Source organism: Nocardioides aquaticus, from assembly GCF_018459925.1.
GTDB classification, from domain to species: domain Bacteria; phylum Actinomycetota; class Actinomycetes; order Propionibacteriales; family Nocardioidaceae; genus Nocardioides; species Nocardioides aquaticus.
The window spans coordinates 935,827-955,595 of record NZ_CP075371.1; the positions used below are offsets into that span (position 1 = coordinate 935,827).

General features: G+C 75.0%; 18 protein-coding genes and 1 tRNA gene. 5 read left to right on the forward strand and 14 right to left on the reverse strand.

Features of this window, described 5'->3' with window-relative positions; all coding sequences use genetic code 11:
• Positions 1 to 4 precede the first annotated feature (4 nt).
• Complete coding sequence (locus ENKNEFLB_RS22845; protein ID WP_214058110.1) at positions 5 to 1,315, reverse strand: peptidase C39 family protein; 1,311 nt, start codon at positions 1,313 to 1,315, stop codon at positions 5 to 7.
• Between the two features lie 162 nt (positions 1,316 to 1,477).
• Here ENKNEFLB_RS22845 and cysS point away from each other — a divergent pair, with 162 nt between their 5' ends.
• Both cysS and rlmB read left to right on the forward strand, forming a co-directional pair.
• The gene (gene cysS, locus ENKNEFLB_RS04565; protein WP_214058111.1) at positions 1,478 to 2,899 is read left to right on the forward strand and encodes a cysteine--tRNA ligase; all 1,422 of its coding nucleotides are present in this window, start codon (positions 1,478 to 1,480) and stop codon (positions 2,897 to 2,899) included.
• Between the two features lie 51 nt (positions 2,900 to 2,950).
• Positions 2,951 to 3,943 carry a 23S rRNA (guanosine(2251)-2'-O)-methyltransferase RlmB gene (gene rlmB / locus ENKNEFLB_RS04570; RefSeq protein WP_214059321.1) on the forward strand — a complete coding sequence of 331 codons (993 nt, stop codon included), beginning with the start codon at positions 2,951 to 2,953 and terminating at the stop codon, positions 3,941 to 3,943.
• A 69-nt stretch (positions 3,944 to 4,012) separates the two neighbouring features.
• Here the strand turns inward: rlmB and ENKNEFLB_RS04575 are convergent, their stop codons facing one another.
• From ENKNEFLB_RS04575 to ENKNEFLB_RS04605, 7 genes are all read right to left on the reverse strand, one after another.
• Positions 4,013 to 5,188 (reverse strand): GNAT family N-acetyltransferase, encoded by a 1,176-nt coding sequence (locus ENKNEFLB_RS04575; protein WP_214058112.1) that lies wholly within the window; start codon positions 5,186 to 5,188, stop codon positions 4,013 to 4,015.
• Positions 5,189 to 5,268: 80 nt separating this feature from the next.
• Positions 5,269 to 6,222: a hypothetical protein gene (locus ENKNEFLB_RS04580; protein ID WP_214058113.1), complete on the reverse strand. Its 954-nt coding sequence runs from the start codon at positions 6,220 to 6,222 to the stop codon at positions 5,269 to 5,271.
• 129 nt (positions 6,223 to 6,351) lie between these two features.
• Positions 6,352 to 7,563 (reverse strand): DUF4032 domain-containing protein, encoded by a 1,212-nt coding sequence (locus tag ENKNEFLB_RS04585; RefSeq protein ID WP_214058114.1) that lies wholly within the window; start codon positions 7,561 to 7,563, stop codon positions 6,352 to 6,354.
• Positions 7,564 to 7,672: 109 nt separating this feature from the next.
• The gene (locus ENKNEFLB_RS04590) at positions 7,673 to 9,019 is read right to left on the reverse strand and encodes an NAD(P)/FAD-dependent oxidoreductase (protein ID WP_214058115.1); all 1,347 of its coding nucleotides are present in this window, start codon (positions 9,017 to 9,019) and stop codon (positions 7,673 to 7,675) included.
• 40 nt (positions 9,020 to 9,059) lie between these two features.
• Positions 9,060 to 10,241 (reverse strand): FAD-binding oxidoreductase, encoded by a 1,182-nt coding sequence (locus ENKNEFLB_RS04595; protein WP_214058116.1) that lies wholly within the window; start codon positions 10,239 to 10,241, stop codon positions 9,060 to 9,062.
• Positions 10,238 to 11,542, reverse strand: coding sequence for an aromatic ring-hydroxylating oxygenase subunit alpha (locus ENKNEFLB_RS04600; RefSeq protein WP_214058117.1), 1,305 nt, complete (start codon positions 11,540 to 11,542; stop codon positions 10,238 to 10,240). Before ENKNEFLB_RS04600 ends, ENKNEFLB_RS04595 begins: the two co-directional genes overlap by 4 nt.
• Before the next feature lie 32 nt (positions 11,543 to 11,574).
• Positions 11,575 to 13,647, reverse strand: a complete 2,073-nt coding sequence (locus ENKNEFLB_RS04605) for an oxidoreductase (protein WP_246535841.1) — start codon at positions 13,645 to 13,647, stop codon at positions 11,575 to 11,577.
• Positions 13,648 to 13,720: 73 nt separating this feature from the next.
• Between ENKNEFLB_RS04605 and ENKNEFLB_RS04610 the strand changes: the two genes are divergently transcribed.
• Entirely contained in the window at positions 13,721 to 14,656 is a 936-nt protein-coding gene (locus ENKNEFLB_RS04610; RefSeq protein WP_214058119.1) for a LysR family transcriptional regulator, read from the forward strand.
• Positions 14,657 to 14,696: 40 nt separating this feature from the next.
• Positions 14,697 to 14,769 (forward strand) — tRNA-Thr (locus ENKNEFLB_RS04615).
• On the opposite strand, the gene ENKNEFLB_RS04620 is transcribed toward ENKNEFLB_RS04615, so the two are convergent.
• The 4 genes from ENKNEFLB_RS04620 to ENKNEFLB_RS04635 form a co-directional block, all read right to left on the reverse strand.
• Positions 14,761 to 15,156 carry a 3-keto-5-aminohexanoate cleavage protein gene (locus ENKNEFLB_RS04620; RefSeq protein WP_214058120.1) on the reverse strand — a complete coding sequence of 132 codons (396 nt, stop codon included), beginning with the start codon at positions 15,154 to 15,156 and terminating at the stop codon, positions 14,761 to 14,763. The genes ENKNEFLB_RS04615 and ENKNEFLB_RS04620 overlap by 9 nt on opposite strands.
• Before the next feature lie 23 nt (positions 15,157 to 15,179).
• Positions 15,180 to 15,935: a GTP pyrophosphokinase gene (locus ENKNEFLB_RS04625; RefSeq protein ID WP_214058121.1), complete on the reverse strand. Its 756-nt coding sequence runs from the start codon at positions 15,933 to 15,935 to the stop codon at positions 15,180 to 15,182.
• Between the two features lie 147 nt (positions 15,936 to 16,082).
• Positions 16,083 to 16,325: a hypothetical protein gene (locus tag ENKNEFLB_RS04630; protein ID WP_214058122.1), complete on the reverse strand. Its 243-nt coding sequence runs from the start codon at positions 16,323 to 16,325 to the stop codon at positions 16,083 to 16,085.
• Entirely contained in the window at positions 16,322 to 17,011 is a 690-nt protein-coding gene (locus ENKNEFLB_RS04635; protein WP_214058123.1) for an SDR family oxidoreductase, read from the reverse strand. The genes ENKNEFLB_RS04630 and ENKNEFLB_RS04635 overlap by 4 nt, the downstream gene beginning before the upstream one ends.
• 75 nt (positions 17,012 to 17,086) lie before the next feature.
• Here ENKNEFLB_RS04635 and ENKNEFLB_RS04640 point away from each other — a divergent pair, with 75 nt between their 5' ends.
• Positions 17,087 to 17,956: an SDR family NAD(P)-dependent oxidoreductase gene (locus ENKNEFLB_RS04640; RefSeq protein WP_214058124.1), complete on the forward strand. Its 870-nt coding sequence runs from the start codon at positions 17,087 to 17,089 to the stop codon at positions 17,954 to 17,956.
• A gap of 4 nt (positions 17,957 to 17,960) precedes the next feature.
• Here ENKNEFLB_RS04640 and pdxY read toward each other — a convergent pair whose 3' ends face one another.
• Together pdxY and ENKNEFLB_RS04650 are read right to left on the reverse strand one after the other, a co-directional pair.
• Positions 17,961 to 18,812 carry a pyridoxal kinase PdxY gene (gene pdxY / locus ENKNEFLB_RS04645; protein WP_214058125.1) on the reverse strand — a complete coding sequence of 284 codons (852 nt, stop codon included), beginning with the start codon at positions 18,810 to 18,812 and terminating at the stop codon, positions 17,961 to 17,963.
• 134 nt (positions 18,813 to 18,946) lie between these two features.
• Positions 18,947 to 19,639, reverse strand: coding sequence for a uracil-DNA glycosylase (locus ENKNEFLB_RS04650; RefSeq protein ID WP_214058126.1), 693 nt, complete (start codon positions 19,637 to 19,639; stop codon positions 18,947 to 18,949).
• Between the last annotated feature and the right edge of the window lie 130 nt (positions 19,640 to 19,769).

A 19,769-nucleotide genomic window follows, 5' to 3' on the forward strand; every position in this document is an offset into this window, starting at 1 on the left:
CGGCTCACCAGGCGGTGGCGGCGCCCCGGGGCGGCAGCGGGTGGTCGGCGTCGCGCAGGACGTAGACCAGGCCGCCGGAGCGGGTCAGCCAGGCGCGCTCGAGCTGGGCGCGGTCGTAGGTGCGGCGCACGCCCGACGCGCTCGAGGCGGCCGGGTCGTTGACGACCACGTCCCCGGCGGCGTCGAAGCCGACGATCACCAGCAGGTGGCCGGCCGTCGAGCCGATCGGGGCGCCGTCGAGCTCGCCGGGGCCGAAGGTGACCGAGGCGATCAGGGGGATGCCCGCGGCGATGAACCGCTCGGCCTGGCGGGCGCCGGTCAGCCGGGTCACGAAGGCCTCGCCGCCCCCGAGCCGGGAGGCCGCCCAGGCGGTGTTGAAGGCCCAGTTGCCGGTGCCGTCGTACCCGTGGTCGTAGGTCGCTCGCGCGGCCACGTCGACCCAGGGGTCGCGGTGGCCGTCCGGCACCCAGGAGGAGGCGCGGCGCCCCGGCAGCGCGTCGTAGTAGGACAGCACCATCGAGGTCGCCGTGGGGGAGCACCACGCCTCGCCGCCGCCGCCCCACTGCGGGAAGTGGCCCTGGTGGATCATCTGGGAGTAGCGCGGCACGTCGAGCACCCGGCCGCGGACGTCCCCGGGCTGCGTCGGGGCGGGCGTGCCGGCGGGCAGGCGGGAGGCCATCGCGCCGACGGCCTCCAGACGCGGGGTGGCCCGCTGGCCCTCGCGGCGCAGCAGCCGCACGCGCAGCTGGTAGGCGGTGACGCCGCCGGCGGCGGTCACGGTCCAGGTGTCGGTGTCCACGCGGGCGAGGTCGTCGCCCTGCCCGGCCACGGTCGTCCGCCGGACGTGCTGGTCGCCGGCCGCCCAACGGGCCATCAGGTCCCAGCTGGACGTGCGCCCGTCGGCGGTGCGGCCGCGCACCTCCACCTCGACCACGCTGTCGCGCGGGGTGGCGGCCGACCAGGAGGGGATCAGCGAGGTCAGGGCGAAACCGGGCTCGTGCCAGCCCGAGCGCCACGTGCCCTCGTCGTAGCGGCGCCCGTCCAGCGTGCGGCTGCCCAGACCGGCGGCGCCGGCGGCGTCCAGGCGCAGCCGGCCGTCGCCCACCACGGTGCCGCGGCGGGTGCCGGAGGCGAAGGCGCCGTCGGTGTCCCAGCGGCGGTAGTCGACCAGGCGGGCACCGGGACCGGCGGCCGCGGGACCGGCCGCGGCGGCGGGGGAGGCGTCGGCGCGGGTCACGGGCAGCATCATCGCGCCGGTCGCGGCGGCGAGGGCGGCGAGGGGGGCGCGGCGGGAGACGGGGGTCGGGAGGCGCATCGGCCCACGGTACGTCCCACCGGCCCCACGCGTCCCAGGATCCACCGCCGAGACGACCCTCGCGGACAGCCGAGATGACGATTGCGGCGCCTCGAGGTGACGCTCGCGGCGCTCGGGAGCCACGGATACGACGCTGGGCCGCGTCGTCCCTAGACTGTCGTGGTGACCTTCCGCCTGTACGACACCGCGACCCGCGGGGTGCGCGACTTCGTGCCCCTCGTCGAGGGCCACGCGGGGCTGTACCTCTGCGGACTCACCGTCCAGTCCGAGCCGCACGTCGGGCACCTGCGCTCCGGCATCAACTTCGACGTCCTGCAGCGCTGGCTGCGACACCGCGGGTTCGAGGTCACCTTCATCCGCAACGTCACCGACATCGACGACAAGATCCTGGCCAAGGCCGACGAGCAGGGCACGCCCTGGTACGCGCTGGCCTCGACGATGAAGCGCCAGCTCGACGCCGCGTACGCCGCCCTCAACGTCGCGCCCCCGACCTACGAGCCGGCCGCGACCGGTCACGTGCCGGAGATGCTGGAGCTGATCGAGCAGCTGATCGAGCGCGGGCACGCGTACGCCGCCGAGGACGGGTCGGCCGACGTCTACTTCGACGTCCGGTCGTGGCCGTCGTACGGCGAGCTGACCCGCCAGGGCATCGACGACATGGAGGCCGCCGGCGACGCCGACCCGCGCGGCAAGCGCGACCCGCGCGACTTCGCCCTGTGGAAGGGCGCCAAGGACGGCGAGCCGACGACCGCCTCCTGGCCCAGCCCGTGGGGCCGCGGCCGCCCGGGGTGGCACATCGAGTGCTCCGCGATGGCCGGCAAGTACCTCGGGCCCGCCTTCGACGTGCACGGCGGCGGCGTCGACCTGCGCTTCCCGCACCACGAGAACGAGCAGGCCCAGTCCCGCGCCGCCGGCCGCCCGTTCGCGACGTACTGGATGCACAACGCCTGGATCACCACGGCCGGCGAGAAGATGAGCAAGTCGCTCGGCAACTCGCTGGTCGTCTCCCAGGTCCTGGAGCGGGTCCGGGGCATCGAGCTGCGCTTCTACATGGTCGCCGCGCACTACCGCTCGCACGTCGAGTTCAGCACCGAGGCGCTCGAGGAGGCCGCGGTCGGCTTCCGCCGGATCGAGCAGCTGCTCGACCGCCTCGGCCTCGGCGCCGGCCGTGAGGAGACCCCGGCCGCCGAGCTGCCCGCGGCGTTCGTCGAGGCGCTCGACGACGACCTCGGTACGCCGGCCGCGGTCGCGGTGCTCCACGACACCGTCCGCGAGGCCAACCGCCTCGCCGACGCCGGCGAGCACGACCGCGCCCGCGAGCGCGGCGCCGCCGTGGTCGCGATGCTCGACGTGCTCGGGCTCGACCCGGCCGACCCGGCCTGGCGCGCCACCGGCGGCGACGCCGACCGCGAGACCGCGCTGACCTCAGCCCTCGACTCGCTGCTCGGCGCGCTCCTCGCGGAGCGCGACGCGGCGCGGGCGAGCAAGGACTTCGCCACCGCCGACACGATCCGCGACCGCCTGAAGGCGGCCGGCATCGAGGTCGAGGACACCCCCGACGGACCGAGATGGAGCCTCAGCTGATGGCAGGGATCTCGCTCCGCTCGCTCCTCAATCACCGTGAAGGACACTGACGTGGCTGGAAATTCGCAGCGCAAGGGCGCGATCCGCAAGTCGAGCAAGAGCCCCACGGCCGGCTCGGGCGGGCGCGTGAAGCGCGGGCTCGAGGGCAAGGGCCCGACGCCGAAGGCCAAGGACCGGCCCTACCACAAGTCGTACCGCTCGGGCGCTGCCGCGGCGGGCGGTTCCGGGGGCACGGGCGGCTCCGGCGGCTCCGGCGGCCAGGGACGCGGTCCCGGTACGCGCGGCGGCCAGCGTCGACGCAACAGCGACGCCGAGTGGGTCGCCGGTCGCAACTCCGTGGTCGAGGCGCTGCGCGAGGGCGTGCCGGTCAACACCGTCTACGTCGCCGACGGTGCCGAGCGGGACGGGCGCCTGCGCGAGGCGTTCGCGCTGGCCGCCGAGCAGGGCGTCGCCATCCTGCAGACGACCAAGGGCGAGCTCGACCGGCTCACCAACGGCGCCGTGCACCAGGGCCTCGCCGCGCGGATCCCGGCCTACGTCTACGCCCACCCCGACGACCTGCTCGACCGCGCCGCCCAGGCCGGCGAGCCGCCGCTGATCGTCGCGCTGGACTCCGTCACCGACCCCCGCAACCTCGGGGCGGTCGTGCGCAGCGCGGCCGGCTTCGGCGCGCACGGGGTCGTCGTGCCCGAGCGCCGCGCCGCGGGGATGACCGCCTCGGCGTGGAAGACCAGCGCCGGCGCCGCCGCCCGGATCCCGGTCGCGCAGACCGTCAACCTGGTGCGCCAGATCAAGGCCTACCAGCAGGCCGGGCTGATGGTGATCGGCCTGGCCGCGGAGGGCGAGGTCTCGCTGCCCGACCTCGACCTGGCCGACGGCCCGCTGCTGGTCGTCGTCGGTTCCGAGGGCGACGGGCTGTCGCGCTTGGTGGCCGAGACCTGTGACCAGCTGGTCTCGATCCCGATGGCCAACCGGCTGGAGTCGCTCAACGCCGGCGTCGCGGCCTCGGTCGCGCTCTACGAGATCGCCCGCCGCCGCGCCTGACCCGCCGAGATGACGCTCGCGGACAGCCGAGATGACGCTCGCGGCGCGTCGAGGTGACGGTTGCGGCGCTCAGAAGTAGTCGAGGACGGCGGGTGCCCGCCGACGTAGCAGCCGGTCCAGCACGGCGTCGGTGCGCGCGTCCCCACCGACCAGGTGGCCCCCGGCGCGCAGGTCGACCGCCGGCAGCGTGCCGGCGTACGCCAGGGCGAGCCCCTGCGGCGTCAGGGTCGGCAACCGGTCGTCGTCGCTGATCCGTGCGGCGGCCGACCAGCCCGGACGCGCCTCGACCGTCCAGGACCCGTCGAGCACCCCGAGCGGGTCCCCGACCACCCGTACCGACAGCTCGACGTCGTCGTCGGGTCCGGCGGTGAGCCGGCCGAGGGCGGAGGGGTGGACCCGCGCCATGTACGGGCGGCGCTCGACCGCCGTCCAGGTCGAGGTCGGCAGCACGAGCCGGGCGGGGTGGTCCCCCGAGGTGCGCAGCCGGACCGTGGGAGCGACGCTGGCGAAGCTGCCGAGGACCCGCCACAGCGCGCGGGCGGCGTCGGGCGTCAGCGTGACGAGGTCGTCGACGTCGACCCGGGACCCCGGGCCGTAACCGGGGCCGCGCGTCCAGGCGGCGTACCCCACCACGCCACCGTCGTCCTCGGCCAGGCTCACCCCGCTGACCTGGGAGAACCGCGCGTCAGTGTCGGTGGGGAAGCAGGGCGAGGTGCGGGTCAGGGGGCCGTTGCGGGTGACGGCCCACCGGGCGTACGCCGCGTCGACCGCAGGGAGGTCGGTCGCCGTCGCGCGGCGCACCGTCGTGCGGTCCGGCGCCCGGACCGAGGCGAGGGCCGCCGTGGGCAGGTCGACGTGGTCGAGCGAGCCGACGACCTCGTAGCCCAGGCTGCGGTAGATGCCCGGCGCGGTCGGGAACAGGGTCGAGACGGTCTGAGCGTGCTCGGCCAGCGCCTCGGCCAGCACCCCGCGCAGGAGGCCCCGTCCGCGGTGCTCCGCGGCGACGGCGACCCCGGCGATCCCGCAGGTCTCGAGCTGGTGGCCGTGCCAGTAGGACACGTCGTGCCGGGCGGTGGCCTTGGCGACCAGGTGACCGTCATCGAACGTGCCCCAGGTGGTCGTGCCGGGAGCCGGGAAGGCGCCGGCCGCCCGGTCGCCGGCGGGGCGCGGGTTCCCGAACGCCTCGTGGCCGAGCCCCTTCGAGGCGGTCACGTCGTCGGCGGTCAGCGGGCGGGTCTCGAGCACGGCCCGACGCTAGCCGAGGTGACGCTCGCGGACAGCCGAGATGACGCTCGCGGCGCCCCGAGGTGACGATCCCGGACACCTCAGCCCCGTCGCGGGTGCCGACCCGCGCCCTCGCCGCGGGCGTAGCGCCGGCACGAACCGCGGCCGTGGTCGGCGTAGGCGTCCCGCAGCTCGCCCACCCACCTGCTGAGCCCCGGCTCGACGAACCCGCCACCGCGGACGACGACGAACACCCACCCGTCCCGGACCATCGCCGCCCGGCGTTCCTCGTCGTCCGCCTGCTTCTGGTCGTCGCCGTGGACGTCGGCGCCGTCGTACTCCAGCGCGATCCGTCGGCGGCGATCGGCGAGGTCGAGGCGCACCCACCCGCGCCCCTCGACCCAGGTCTCGACCTGGGGCTCGAGGTCGGTGAACCCGTGGTCGTGCGCGGTGAGGCGGAGCCAGGACTCGCGGGGGGACTCGGCGCGGGGGTCGATGCGCGCGACGAGCTCGCGGTACTGCGTGACGCCGCGCCGCCCGGCGAAGCGGGCGACCATCGGTCGGTGCGCCTCGGCGTCGACCTGGTGCAGGCGGGCGAAGGCGTCGAGCGCCGCCATCGCGTCGCCGCGGCCCCACCGGCAGGCGAGGTCGGCGGCGGTGCGCAGCGGCGTGGTGACCGCGACCCCGTGCACCCGGGTGACCTCGTCCGGGGCGACCGTGCGCCGGCACCCGTCGGCATCGCCGCGGCGGGTGGCCCGTCGGCCGGCGACCGAGGCCACGTCGAGCACGTCGGGACCCCGACCCGGTCGGCCGGGACCGACGTCGACCCCGTGCAGCCAGGCCGCGGAGTAGTCGCACACGACCTGCCCCGGACCCAGCACGAGCGCGGCCGCCTGGGCGCGCAGCAGCAGGGAGCCCGCCACCTCGGCGCGCACCCCGACCCCGCGCAGCACGCGGCGGACCGCTCCGCGCGCCACGAGACGGCGTACGGAGCGGGGGTCGCGACCCAGGGCCGGGTCGGTGAGCAGGAACGGTGTCCAGGGCAGGTTCTCCATGTCCCTGGTATGCCCGATCGGGGCCCGCGGGAGCACTCCCGTGCGGGCGACCGGTGGAGGACCCTGTCCAGAACCGTCATGTGGACGCGCCGCGACCGTCATCTCGGCCGTCCGCGAGCGTCATCTCGGCTACGGGTCGTCGGCGGTGATGACCTCGTCGGGCCGCTCGGGCAGCTGGGTGTCGATGAAGTCGCGTGCGGTCTCGAAGAGGTCGACCTCGCGGCCGGCCTGCTCGGAGAGGTACCACCGGTGCTCGAGCACCTGGTGGAACAGCTCGGCCGGCTGCAGCTTGCCCCGCCGGTCGGCCGGCACCATCGCCATCAGCGGCTCGTAGACCTCGGCGAGCCACCGGTTCGCGACCAGGCTGCGGTCCTCGCGGCCCAGGTCGTGGAAGGCGGTGTACGCCGCGATGTCGTTGAGCATCCGCCGGGCCTGGGCGTCCTCGACGTCGAGTCCGGTGAGCCCACGCAGCTCGCGGCAGTGGTGCCCGAGCTCGACGACCTGGGGCTGGATGCGGACGGTGTCGCCGTCGAAGTCGGTGATGATGTCGAGCTCCTCGACGTCGAAGCCGAGCTCGTTGAGCCGCTCGATGCGCCGCTCGATGCGCCAGATCTCCTCGAGCGAGAACTCCTCGGCGCCGGTCAGCTGGTCCCACAGCGCGGCGTAGCGCTCCTGCAGCATCGCGACGACGTCGTGCGGGCGCAGGTCGGTGTCGACGGCGCCGCTGGCCTGCAGGTCGAGCAGCTCGGCGAACACGTTCTCAGTGGCCACGGTGACGTCGTGCTCGCGCATCCCGCGCGACAGCTGCGTGCGCAGCTCACCGGTCTCGGCGTCGACGAGGTACGCCGCGAACCCGCCGGCGTTGCGCCGGAACAGCACGTTCGACAGCGACACGTCACCCCAGTAGAAGTCGGCGAGGTGCAGCCGCACCAGCAGCACCACGAGCGCGTCGACGAGCGAGGGCAGGTTGTCGGCGCGCAGCCCGTGCGCGAACAGGCTGCGGTAGGGCATCGAGAAGGACAGGTGCTGGGTCACCAGCGCAGCGGGGAGCTCCTCGCCGGCGGCGTCGGTGCGCCCGGTGACCACGCCCTGCGGCATCACCGCGGGCAGCCCGATCCGCTGCAGGTCGCGCAGCAGGCGGTACTCCCGGAAGGCGATCTCCTCGACCGTCTCCTTGACCGCGTACGTCTCCCCGCGCAGCCGCACGATCCGCACCACGTGGCGCGACAGCCCGCGCGGGAGCGGCACGACGAAGTCGTCGGTCCACTCATCCAGCGGCGTCCCCCAGGGCAGCGAGATCACCGCGGGGTCCGGCCGGTGGGCCACGATGTGCAGCGCCATGGGCGAAGCCTAGGCCCACCGGGACGGCGTACGGGGCCGGCGAGGCGCCGGAGTCGTCACCTCGAGGCGCCGCGAGGGTCATCTCGGCTGTCCGCGAGCGTCATCTCGGCTAGCCCAGGACGGTGCAGCTGCTCGCGTCGTTGACCTCGCGCACCCGGCTGAAGGCCGAGAGGTCGATCTTGAGACCGGTGTGCTCGCCCACGTAGGTCACCGGGCTCGCGTCGTGGTCGTGGCCGTTCTCCACGGCGTCGACGATCGCGGCCAGGAAGCGCCCGGCGATCGGGGCGTTCTTGAACTGGTTCCCGCTGGTGCCCATGGCCACGTAGAAGCCGGGGGCGTCGGTGCGGTCGTAGATCGGGGTCCAGTCGTCGGCGACGTCGTAGACGCCGACCACGCCGGAGGGCCGGTTCGGCATCGTCAGGTCGGGCAGCCGGCGCGCGGCCCGGGTCACCTGCGCCTCGTACCGCTCCAGCGACACGTGCTGGTCGACCGCGTCGATCCCGGCGGCGCCGCCCTCGACCCACTCCATCGGGTCGCAGTCCGGCTCGCTGCCGCCGACGACCCACGCCCCGCTGGGGCCGGGGCGCATGTACGTCCCGAGGTCCAGGTCGAAGACGCCCGGCGCCGGGTCCTCGCGCCCGTCCCAGGCGGCCGGCCGGGCGACCTGGTGCACCTCCTGGCGCAGCGGGCGCACGCCGACGGTGAACTCCGCGCCGACCCCGGCCAGGGTGTTGAACGCCCCCGACCACGGCCCGGCGGCGTTGACCACGACCGGCGACTCGACCCGTCGGCCGTCGGCCAGCACCAGCACCCAGACCTCGCCGACGCGCTCGCAGGAGACGACCTCGGCGCGGTACGCCGTCCGCGCGCCGTGCAGCCGGGCGGCGTACGCGAGGTTGTCCGCGGCCAGCCGCGGGTCGTCCATGTAACCGGCGTCGGGGGTGTAGATCGCGCCGAGCCGCTGGTCGGTCTCCTCCCAGAACGCGTCGTCGGTGACCGGCTTGTTGGGCCAGTACGCCCCGACGTCGAGGTGCGGGAAGCGCGCCGCGAGGGCGTCGGCGTCGAGGTACTCGAACGGCACGCCCGCGGCCCGCAGCAGCTCCTGGCTGTGGTCGCTCGGCACCGCCGGCACGTCGAGGTGCAGCATCCCGGTGCGGTGGAACGCCGTCAGCGCGGGCGGGTCGGCCAGCGGCTCGAAGCCCGGCAGGCCGAGGTGCTCGGCCCACGCCTCCCACATGAACTTGGCCTCCCACGACGTGGCGGTGGTGTCGAAGGTGGAGTACAGGAACCGGATCACCGCGCTGGAGGCCGACGTCGACCCGTGGCCGGGCCCGGCCGCCTTGTCGAGCACGAGCACCGAGCGACCGGCGCGGGCCAGCTCGAGCGCGACGGCGGAGCCGATCACGCCGGAGCCGACGACGACGGCGTCCGCGGTCAGGGAGGAGGTCTGGTCCATCGGGTGTCTCCGTCGTCTCGGCTGGTCGCGCAGGTGGGGGTCAGGCGTCGACGACGATGTCGCCGTCGGGGGTGGAGCAGCAGGGCAGGAACTTGCCGGCGGCGACCTCGCGCGGGCGGATCCCGCCCTGGTGGCTCATCTCGACCTTGCCGGCGAGCAGGCCGGACTTGCAGGTCCCGCACAGCCCGCCGCCGCAGGAGCTCGGCAGGGACACCCCGGCCTGCTGGGCCGCGGCGAGCACGGTGGTCCCGGGCGCGCAGACGACCTCGCGACCGGAGCGGCCGAAGGTGACGGTCGCGGTCCCCGGCACGGCGGCGGGGACCTCGGTCAGCGCGACGGGGGCGTCGCCGGTCTCGGGCAGGGCCGGGACGGCGGGCGCGGCCGACTCCCCGAGCACGAAGCTCTCCTCGTGGCAGCGCAGGGGGTCCACGCCCACCTCGGCGAGCAGCGCCCGGGTCGCGGTCATGTAGCCCGGGGGTCCGCAGGTGAACACCTCGCGGTCGCCCACGTCCGGCACCTGCGCGGCCAGCAGGTCGGCGGTGAGCCGGCCCCGGGGGCCCTGCCAGGAGGCGGAGCCGGGGGAGTCGTCCTCGCAGACCCAGACCACCCGCAGGCCGGGGTGGTCGGCGGCGAGCGCGTCGAGCTCGCCGCGGCAGGCGAGGTCGGCCGGCGTCCGGGCGCTGTGGACGACCACCACGTCGTCGAGCTCGCCGAGGTCGGCCATCGTGCGCACCGTGGACAGGGTCGGGGTGACGCCGCTGCCGGCCGACAGCAGCAGGTAGCGCGCGGCCGGGTGCGCGGCGACGGTGAAGTCGCCGTTCGGCCCGCGCACCGACACCCGGTCGCCGGGGCGGAGCCGGTCGTGGAGGTACGGCGACAGTGCGCCCCCCTCCATCCGCTTGACCGTGATCGTCAGCAGGTGGGGCCGGGTGGGCGGCGAGGAGAGCGTGTAGCAGCGCTCGACCGGGACCCCGTCGACGTCGACGACCATCGTCACGAACTGCCCCGGGGCGTAGGCGAACGTGCCGGGCACGGTCGGCTCCAGCACCAGGGTCACCACGTCGTGGGTCACCGGCACCCGCCGGCGCAGCACCATCTCCTGGTCCAGGCCGGCCTCGGGCGCGAGCAGCCCGTCGCCGACCGCGCGGGGCAGGTCGGGCACCAGCCGTAGGCCCGGGGTGGGCCCCGGGTCGGTCCAGGCGTCGTGCCGCAGCTCGGTCATCGGACGATCTCCTCGCGGATGCGGGCGGCGTACCAGGAGACGAAGGCGTCCACCTGGGCCTCGGTCTCGGTGTAGGGGCCGGGGACGTACGCCGGGTCGGAGACGCCGCGCTGGGCGAGCGCGACGAAGGCGGCGTCCTCCTCGTTGGTGTGGCGCCAGACCTCGGTCAGCGCGTCGACGTCGTAGTCGACGCCCTCGACGGCGTCCGCGTCGACCAGCCAGGTCGTGCGCACCAGGGTCTTGTCGACGCCCACGGGGAAGACGGCGAAGGTGACGGCGTGGTCGGCGCAGACGTGCAGCCACAGGTTGGGCTGGGCGTGCAGGCCGAGCCGGCCCATCCGGAAGCCGTCGACGTCACCGAGGGTTCGCTGCACCAGGCGGGTGCCGTCGCGGCTGAACGACTCGCCGGCGGCGTCCATCGGGCTGCGCTCGACGCGGAAGCCGAGCGGGCGGTCGACGAGGTCGCTGATCGTCGGGTACGGCAGCCCCTGCGCCGCGCACCGCTGGGCCAGCTCGGCGTCGGCGAGCAGGAACCGCTCGTGCGAGGCGCGCATCCGGTCCGGCACCTGGTGCTCGGCCAGGCCCCAGGTCTGGAAGAAGGTGCAGAGCAGGTCCGGGTGGCCGTCGCAGTGGTAGCACTCCCGGTTGTTCTCCATGGTGAGCTTCCAGTTGCCGTCCTCGACGAGGTCGATCTGGGCGGCCACCTTGGCGCTGCCGAGGTGGTGCGGCGCGAAGTACGGCGCGATCACCCGCGCGACGTCCTCGACGTCGTCGGGCGGGTCGGCGGCCAGGCAGACGAACAGCAGGCCCTCGATCTCGCGGACGTGCACCGACAGCAGCGACAGGCAGGCCGGGTCGATGTCGGGGCCGAGCTGCGGGGCGTGCACGAGGCGGCCGTCGGTGCTGTAGGTCCAGCGGTGGTAGCCGCACACGATGTTGCCGACCGAGCCCTTGTCCTCGGTGACCAGGCGGGCCCCGCGGTGGCGGCAGACGTTGTGGAAGGCACGGACCTGCTCGTCGTCGTCGCGCAGCACCATCACCGAGGCCCGGCCGATGTCGAGGGTGACGTAGTCGCCCGGCTCGGGGACCTCGGCGGAGGTGCCGACGAAGACCCACTGCCGCTGCCAGAGCAGCTCGAGCTCGGCCTGGTGCAGGTCGGGATCGGTGTAGAGCGGCGCCGGCAGGCTGTGGCCGGGCGTCCGGGCGTCGAGCGCGCGCAGCAGCGCCTCGCGCTGCGGGGTGAGCGGTCGCGCCGGGGCGGCGGCCGGGACGGGGTCGAGGGCTGGTTCCAACAAGGACATGGCGGGGGTCCTCCGGGTGGGTGGGGAGGTGGTCAGACGGTCGTGCACAGGCGCAGGGAGTCGTAGACGGCCGCGTGGATGTTGCGGCTGGCCACGGCGTCGCCGACGCGCCAGAGGTCGAAGCGGCCGCCCTCGTTGGCGACCACCTCCTGGGGACGCCCGGCCAGCAGCGCGTCGTGGTCGACCTCGCCGAGGTTGCGCGAGGCGGGGACCAGGTCGAGGTAGAGCTCGTCGTTGGGCACGGTGCCGTGCTCGACGACGACGTGGTCGACGAGACGCTCGACCTCGGCGCCGGGCAGGTAGTCGCTGGCCAGGACCGCGACCAGGCGCGCTCCCGCGCCGGGCTCCGCGCGTCGTACGTCGACCAGGCGCCGCGCGACGGTGACCTCGACGCCGTGCTCGGCGAAGGCCTGCAGGTACGCCGGGCTGTTCATCGAGCCGACCGAGATCCCGACCATCCGCTCGGGGGTGACCAGCTCGACGCGGGCGCCGAGACGGGCCAGGTGCTCCGCGGCGTCCAGACCAGGCTCGCCGCCGTGGTCGTCGAAGACCAGGACGCGGTCGCCGGCCCGCGGGCCGCCGGCACCGGTGCCGCCGATGGCGTCCCAGGTGTCGAGGACCAGCGGCTGCGCCGCGGCCGGCAGGAAGGAGGTGTCGGGCACGCCGCCGGTCGCCACGACCACCAGGTCGGGTTCCTCGGCCAGGACGGTGGCGGCGTCGGCCCAGACGCCGTACCGGACGTCGACGCCGGAGTGCTTGGCCTCCGCGACGCGCCAGTCGACGACCCCGACGAGGTCGCGGCGGCGCAGGGTGGACGAGGCGATGAGCACCTGGCCGCCGGGGCGGTCGGCCGCCTCCATCAGCACGACGTGGTGGCCGCGCTCGCCCAGCACGCGGGCGGCCTCGAGGCCGGCCGGGCCGGCGCCGACGACCACGGCGCGCCTGCGGCGTCCGACGGTCGCGGTCACGACGTGCGGCATCGTGGCCTCGCGGCCGGTGGCGGGGTTGTGGATGCACTTGGCGTCGCCGGACTCGTAGATCGCGTCCAGGCAGTAGGAGGCGCCCACGCAGGGGCGGATCCGGTCCTCCTCGCCGCGGGCGACCTTGGCGACCAGGTGCGGGTCGGCGAGCTGCGGGCGGGTCATCCCGACCAGGTCGAGCAGGCCCTCGCGCAGCGCGTGACGGGCGGTCGCGACGTCACCGATCCGGGCGGCGTGCATGACCGGCAGGTCGACCAGCGCCCGGCGTACCTCGCCGGCGAACTCCAGGAACGGCGAGGACGGCGTGCCCATCGAGGGGATGGTCGCGGCCAGCCGGGCGTCGGACTCGAGCCCGCCCTTGATGACGGAGAGGAAGTCGATGCCGTGCTCGCGGTAGCGCTGGAGCACCGCGACGGCGTCGTCGAGGCCCAGGCCGTCGGGCAGGTCCTCGTCCATCGCCATCCGGATGCCGACGACGAAGTCGGGACCGACGGCCGCGCGCACCGCCTCGAGCACGCGCATCGGGAAGACCAGGCGGGCCTCGGGGTCCCCGCCGAACTCGTCGTCGCGGTGGTTGGTGGCCGGGGAGGCCCAGGCGTCGAAGAGGTGGCTGTAGGAGGCGATCTCGATGCCGTCGAGGCCGGCGGCCTGGCAGCGCTGGGCGGCCTCGGCGAAGTGGCGCACGATCCGGTCGACGTCCCACGACTCCGCGGTCTTGGGGAAGGAGCGGTGCTGCGCCTCGCGCAGCGGCGAGGGGTAGACCAGCGGCAACCAGTCGCCGGTGAAGTTCGAGGTACGCCGCCCGAGGTGCGTGACCTGGCACATCACCGCGGCGCCGGCCTCGTGGACGTCGTCGGCCAGCCGGGCCAGCCACGGCACGACCTCGTCCTTGTAGAGCAGCATGTTGCCGAAGGCCGGCGGGCTGTCGGGGGACACGACGGCCGAGCCGCCGATCATCGTCAGGCCGACCCCGCCGCGCGCCTTCTCGAGGTGGTAGAGCCGGTAGCGGTCCTTCGGCATCCCGTCCTCGGTGTACGCCGGCTCGTGACTGGTGCTGACCACCCGGTTGCGGAGCGCCAGGTGGCGCAGCCGGTAGCCGTCGAGCAGGGGGTCGAAGTGCGTCACGTGCTCATCGTGGGCCATGCCGACCGCCGAAGAACAGCGAACGAATTGCACGGTTAACGTGCAATCATCTTGCATGATCGACAGCCGTCTCCACGTGCTCCGGGTGGTGGCCCGCGCCGGCACGATCACCGCGGCCGCGCACGACCTGGGCTACACGCCCTCCGCGGTCTCGCACCAGCTGAAGAGCCTCGGTCGCGACCTCGGCGTGGTCCTGCTGGAGCCGGAGGGACGCAAGGTCCGGCTGACCGCCGCGGCGACCCTGCTGCTGCGCCGCTCCGACGCGCTGCTCGCGCACTGGGAGGCGATCCGCGGCGAGCTGCACGAGACCGCCGGCGGCAGCACCGGTCGGCTCGCGCTGGCCGGCTTCTCCACGGCGGCCTCCGCGCTCCTGCCCCCGGTGGCGATCCGGGCAATGCGGGAGTTCCCCGACTCCCGCATCCAGATCGTCGAGGCCGACCCGAGCGTGTGCGTCGACATGCTGCTGGCCGGCACCGTCGACGTCGCCGTCGTGGTCGGCACCACCGAGCTCCCGCCCACCGACGACCCGCGTTTCGTGCAGGAGCCGTTGATGGAGGACCGCCTGGACCTGCTCGTCCCCAGCGACCACCGGCTGGCCGGGCGCCCCTCGGTGCTCCTGGCCGACGCCGCCGAGGAGGCCTGGATCATGGACCGGCCGGGGTCGGCGCACCACGAGCTCGTCGCGACCGCCTGCCTGGCCGCCGGCTTCACCCCCCGCCACCTGCACCGCGTCGTGGAGTGGGACACCGGCGCCGCCCTGGTCGCGGCCGGGTTCGGCGTGGCGCTGATCCCGCGGCTGGCCCGCCTGCCCGGCCAGGACGACCTGGTCCGCGTCCCGCTGCGCGGAGACCCCACCCCCGCCCGGCACGTGCGGACCCTCGTGCGCGGCGGCACCGACCAGCAGCCCGAGATCGCGTTCGCGCTCGCTGCCCTGCGGGTGGAGGCGGAGCGGGTCCGCGAGCCGGACCCGGCGGAGACGTCCGTACGATGAGGCCCGCCGCTGCGGACCCGCTCACCCGGGGCCGCGGCACGCCGGTGTAGCTCAGTAGGTAGAGCGCCTCTCTTGTAAAGAGGATGTCGCGGGTTCGACTCCTGTCACCGGCTCCCCAGCAGCGCGGCCGCGGCCGCCACGAGCCCGGCGTCGTCCGGCGCCGGCGTCCCGTCCGCCAGGACGGACCAGGTGGCGACGCCCACGCCCCGCGCGGCCAGCATCGCGGCGAGCTCGCCGATGCCGTCCTCGCCCTGGTCGGCGGGGACGAGGTCCGGCAGGACGGACCCCCGGGCAGCGGGCCCGGGCGGCGTCAGCGTCGCGGCGACGGACCCGGCCTCGAGCGTCTCCACGCCGTCGTCGTCGTAGGCGTGGAGGTGGATCGAGGTCGCCCCCTCGGCGACGGACGCAGCGGCCTGCCGGGCGGTCTCCTGCGGCGTGCGCGGCATCCGGTGGTCGCCGACCCCGCCGTTCAGGGCGACCTGCAGGGTCGTCGGCGGCACCAGGCGCCCCTCCGGGTCGGCGCTCACGGGGTCGGCCGGGCCAGCGACTGCACCTCGGCCCGCAACCGCCCCATCTCGCCGTCGAGCGAGGCGGCCGTCCCGGCCACCGACCGCAGGGTCTCGCGCAGGTCGTCGGGCACCGCGCCGTCGTACTTGTAGTAGATCTGGTGCTCCACGCTGGCCCAGAAGTCCATCGCGATCGTGCGGACCTGGAGCTCGACGGGCACCTGCACGGTGCGGTCGGACAGGAACACCGGGACCTCGACCACGAGGTGCAGGCTCTGGTAGCCGTTCGGCTTCGGGGTGGCGATGTAGTCCTTGGTGCGCACCAGCGTGAGGTCCGGCTGGCGGGTCAGCATGTCGGCGTAGCGGTAGGTGTCCTCCACGAACGCGCAGGTCACCCGGATGCCGGCGACGTCGAGCACCCGCTCGCGGATCGCCGCGAGGTCCGGCGGGCAGCCGGTGCGGGTGGTCTTCTCGACCAGGCTGTCCAGCGACTTCAGCCGGGTCTTGACGTGCTCGACCGGCCCGTAGCCGTGGGTGGCCTCGAACTCCTCGCGCAGGATGGTGATCTTGGTGAGCACCTCGTCGATGCCGAACTTGTACTGCAGCAGGAACGCGTCGAGGCGCCGCTGCACGCCGCGCACCACGTCGTCGGGACTCGTGCCGGGCTCCGGCTCGCCGACCAGGGCACGGAAGAACTGCAGGTACGGCCCCGGGGCCGTGTGCCCGGCCGGTGGGGCGGGTGGCGCGGGCGCGGGGTCGGCGGGCGGGGGCATGGGGACAGCCTGCCGTAGTGCTGCCCGGAGCCGGAAGGAACGAAGTCCAGCGCTCCTCCCTGCCGTGCCGCGTCCTTGCAGGTCAGCGGGCTGCCCGGTCAGGCTCGACCGAGCTCGTTCCTTCCGGCTACGTCGCGGCGGGCGAGGTCAGGCCCGGCGGCGCCAGCGCGCGCGACCCGCGCGGTCGCGCAACCGCCCGACGGGGGTCCATCCGCCGCGCAGGCCCTCGGCGTCGGGCTGCGGGGCGCGCACGTTGCCGTCGTGGTCGGCGACCCGCGGGCCGCGGACCGCGACCCGGTCGACCAGCGGGTTGACCAGGCGGTCGTAGACGACCGGCATGAACCGGAAGCCGGTGACGGCGAGCAGGTTGACCGGGCCGACGTGGGTCATCCGGCGCGGGTGGTCCAGCGCGCGGACGCAGGCCGCGGCGACCCGCTCGGGGAGACGACCGGCGGCGGGGCGGACCCGGCGCTGCCGCCGTAGGTCGCGGCCTGGTGGTAGATCGGGGTGTCGACAGCGCCGGGGAGGACGATGCTGACGCCGATCCCGCGCTCGCGGCGCACCTCGAGCTGGAGGCCCCGGACCAGGCCGAGCTGGCCCCACTTGGCGGTGCAGTAGGCCGTCATCGACGGCACCGACATCTCCGCGAGCAGCGAGCTGACGACGACCAGCTGGCCGCCGCCCTGGCGCCGGAAGACCGGCAGCACGGCCTGCGCGAGGTGGACGGTGCCGATCACGGCGGTGTCGACGACGGCGGCGAAGACGTCGGCCGGCACCTGCTCGACGGTGCCGTAGGCCATGGTCTGGGCGGAGGTGACGACACCGTCGAGGCGGCCGTGGTCGGCCACGCAGCGCTCGACGGCGGCGTCCACGGAGGCGGCGTCGGTCACCTCGAGGGCGACCCCGGTCGTCCCCCCGCCGAGCTCGGCGGCCACCGAGGCCACGCGGCCGGCGTCGCGGGCGCCGACGACCACCGTGTCGCCGCGCTCGACCAGCTGGCGGGCGGTGGCCAGGCCGATGCCGGAGGTGCCGCCGACGACCAGGACGACGCGGGGACCGGACGGGGTGGAAGGCATGCGTCGAGGCTAGGCCGGGACCGGGGGAGGGTCCGCTCACCCTCCTGCGGAGGCCGGAGCGGTCAGGCTGGGGGGATGACTCCCCCGAAGATCGCCGGGCTCGCCCTCCGCTCCCTGGTCCCGCTGCCGGTGCTGCCGCGCTCCGTCCCGGCCGGGCAGGTGGTCGTGGTGACCGGCGCGTCGAGCGGGATCGGGCGCGCCACCGCGGTCGAGGCGGCCCGCCGCGGGCACCACGTCGTCCTCGCCGCACGCCGCCAGGAGGTCCTCGACGAGGTCGCCGCCGAGTGCGACCAGGTGGGGGCCGCGTCCACGACGACGGTGGCCACCGACGTCGCCGACGACGGGGACGCCGCGGCGCTGCTGGCCGCCACGCAGGAGGCGCACGGCCGGGTCGACGCCGTGCTGCACTGCGCCGGGGTGGTCACCTACGGCCGGGTCGAGGAGACCGGGGCCGGCGACTTCGACCAGGTGCTGGCCACCAACATCTCCGGCACGGCCAACGTCGCGCGGCACACGCTGCGGCTGATGCGCGAGCAGGAGCGCGGCACGCTGGTGCTCGTGGGGTCGTTGCTCGGCCACGTCGCGGTGCCGGAGATGACGCCGTACGTCGTCTCGAAGTGGGGGGTCCGTGCGCTGGCCCGCCAGCTGCACATCGAGAACCTGGACCTGCCCGACGTGCACGTCTGCCTGGTCTCGCCGGGCAGCGTCGACACCCCGATCTACGACAGCGCCCTGGACGCGGCGGGCGGGGTGAACTCGGCCCCGCCGCCCGCGATCAGCCCGGAGCGGGTGGCCGGGGCGGTGCTGGCGCAGCTGGCCTGGCCGCGCTCGCAGACCCAGACCCAGCTGAGCAACTACGGGCTGATGCTGGGCTTCGGGCTGGCGCCGTGGGCGTGGGACCGGGTGGTCGGCCCGGCGTTCCGGCTGGTCTCGCGCCGCACCTGAGGCCTCAGCGCAGGCGGCGTACGGCGAACCGGTCCCCGGGGTCGGCGATCGCGTCCTGCGCGGCGACCAGCGCGATCTCGCGGGTGCCCGCCGCCACCGTGGCCTCGAGGACCGCGAACACCGCCGACGTGGTCAGCGACAGCGCGCGCTCGGGCGAGCCGGTCGTCCGCAGGTGGGCGAGGTAGAGCGCGGCGGTCACGTCGCCGCAGCCGTTGGGCGCGATCGGCAGCAGCGGGGTGGTGACCGCCCAGGCGCCGGCGTCGGAGACGGCGACCACGTCGAGCGTCCCCTCCGCGGTCTCGTCGTGCACGACGCTGGTGACCAGGACGTCGCGGGGGCCGCGCGCCCGGACCACGTCGACCGCGGCGAGCACCTCGTCGAGGGTGCGGGTCGTGGTGCCGGCCAGGAAGTCCAGCTCGAAGTGGTTCGGCGTGACGACGTCGGCGGCGGGCACGACGGTGTCGCGCATGAACTCCGGGATCCCCGGGCGCACGAACATGCCGCGCCCCACGTCGCCCATCACGGGGTCGCAGCAGTACACCGCCGCCGGGTTGGCCGCCTTGACCCGCGCGACCGCGTCGAGGACGACCTGGCCGACGGCGGGGTCGCCCAGGTAGCCCGACAGCACCGCGTCCGCCTCGCCCAGCACCCCGCGCTCCTCGATGCCGGTGATCACGTCGGCGACGTCGGAGGGCGCGAGCAGCGGCCCGCGCCAGGCGCCGTACCCGGTGTGGTTGGAGAAGTGCACGGTGAGCACCGGCCAGACCTCGTGGCCCAGCCGCTGCAGCGGGAAGGTCGCCGCGGAGTTGCCGACGTGGCCGTAGGCCACCGAGGACTGGATCGAGAGGATCTTCACCCCCGGATCGTCCCGCCCCGCCGTACGCCCCGGCAAACCCACCCGCCGAGATGACGCTCGCGGACAGCCGAGATGACGCTCGCGGCGCCTCGAGGTGACGATTCCGGCCCTCCGGGAGCCGGGTCCGGACGGGCTCAGGCGTCGGGGATGCGCCAGTCGAGCGGCGTGCCGCCGCGCTCCGCGAGCAGCCCGTCGACCGTGCTGAAGGGCCGGGAGCCGAAGAACCCGCGGCTGGCCGACAGCGGCGAGGGGTGCGCCGAGGTCACGCACGGCACGTCGCCCAGGTACGGCTGCAGGGCCTGCGCGTCCTTGCCCCACAGGATCGCCGCGAGCGGTCCGCCGCGCTCGGCGAGGGCGCGGATGGCGGCGCCGGTGACGTCCTCCCAACCCTTGCCGCGGTGCGAGGCCGGCTCGCCGGGCCGCACGGTGAGCGACCGGTTCAGCAGCATCACGCCCTGGTCGGCCCAGGCGGTGAGGTCGCCGTGGGAGGCCGGCTCGATGCCGAGGTCGTCGTGCAGCTCGCGGTAGATGTTGACCAGGCTGCGCGGCACCGGCCGCACGTCCCGCTCGACGGCGAAGCTGAGGCCGATCGGGTGGCCGGGGGTCGGGTACGGGTCCTGGCCGACCACGAGCACGCGTACGTCGGCCAGCGGCCGCTCGAAGGCGCGGAAGACGGCCTCGCCGGCGGGGAGGTACGGCCGGCCGGCCGCGAGCTCCTCGCGCAGGAACCGGCCCATCGCGCCGATCTGCTCGTCGACCGGGGCCAGGGCCTCGGCCCAGTCGGGGGCGACGAGGCCCTTCTCGACGAGTCCTGCCAGTGCGCTCATGCCCGGGACGCTACCGGCGCGCCCGCCCACCCCCGGGGTGTCCGCAAGCGTCACCTCGAGGCGCCGCGAGCGTCATCTCGGCTGTCCGCGAGCGTCATCTCGGCGGGGCGATGGACCGGTCCGCGGGGGC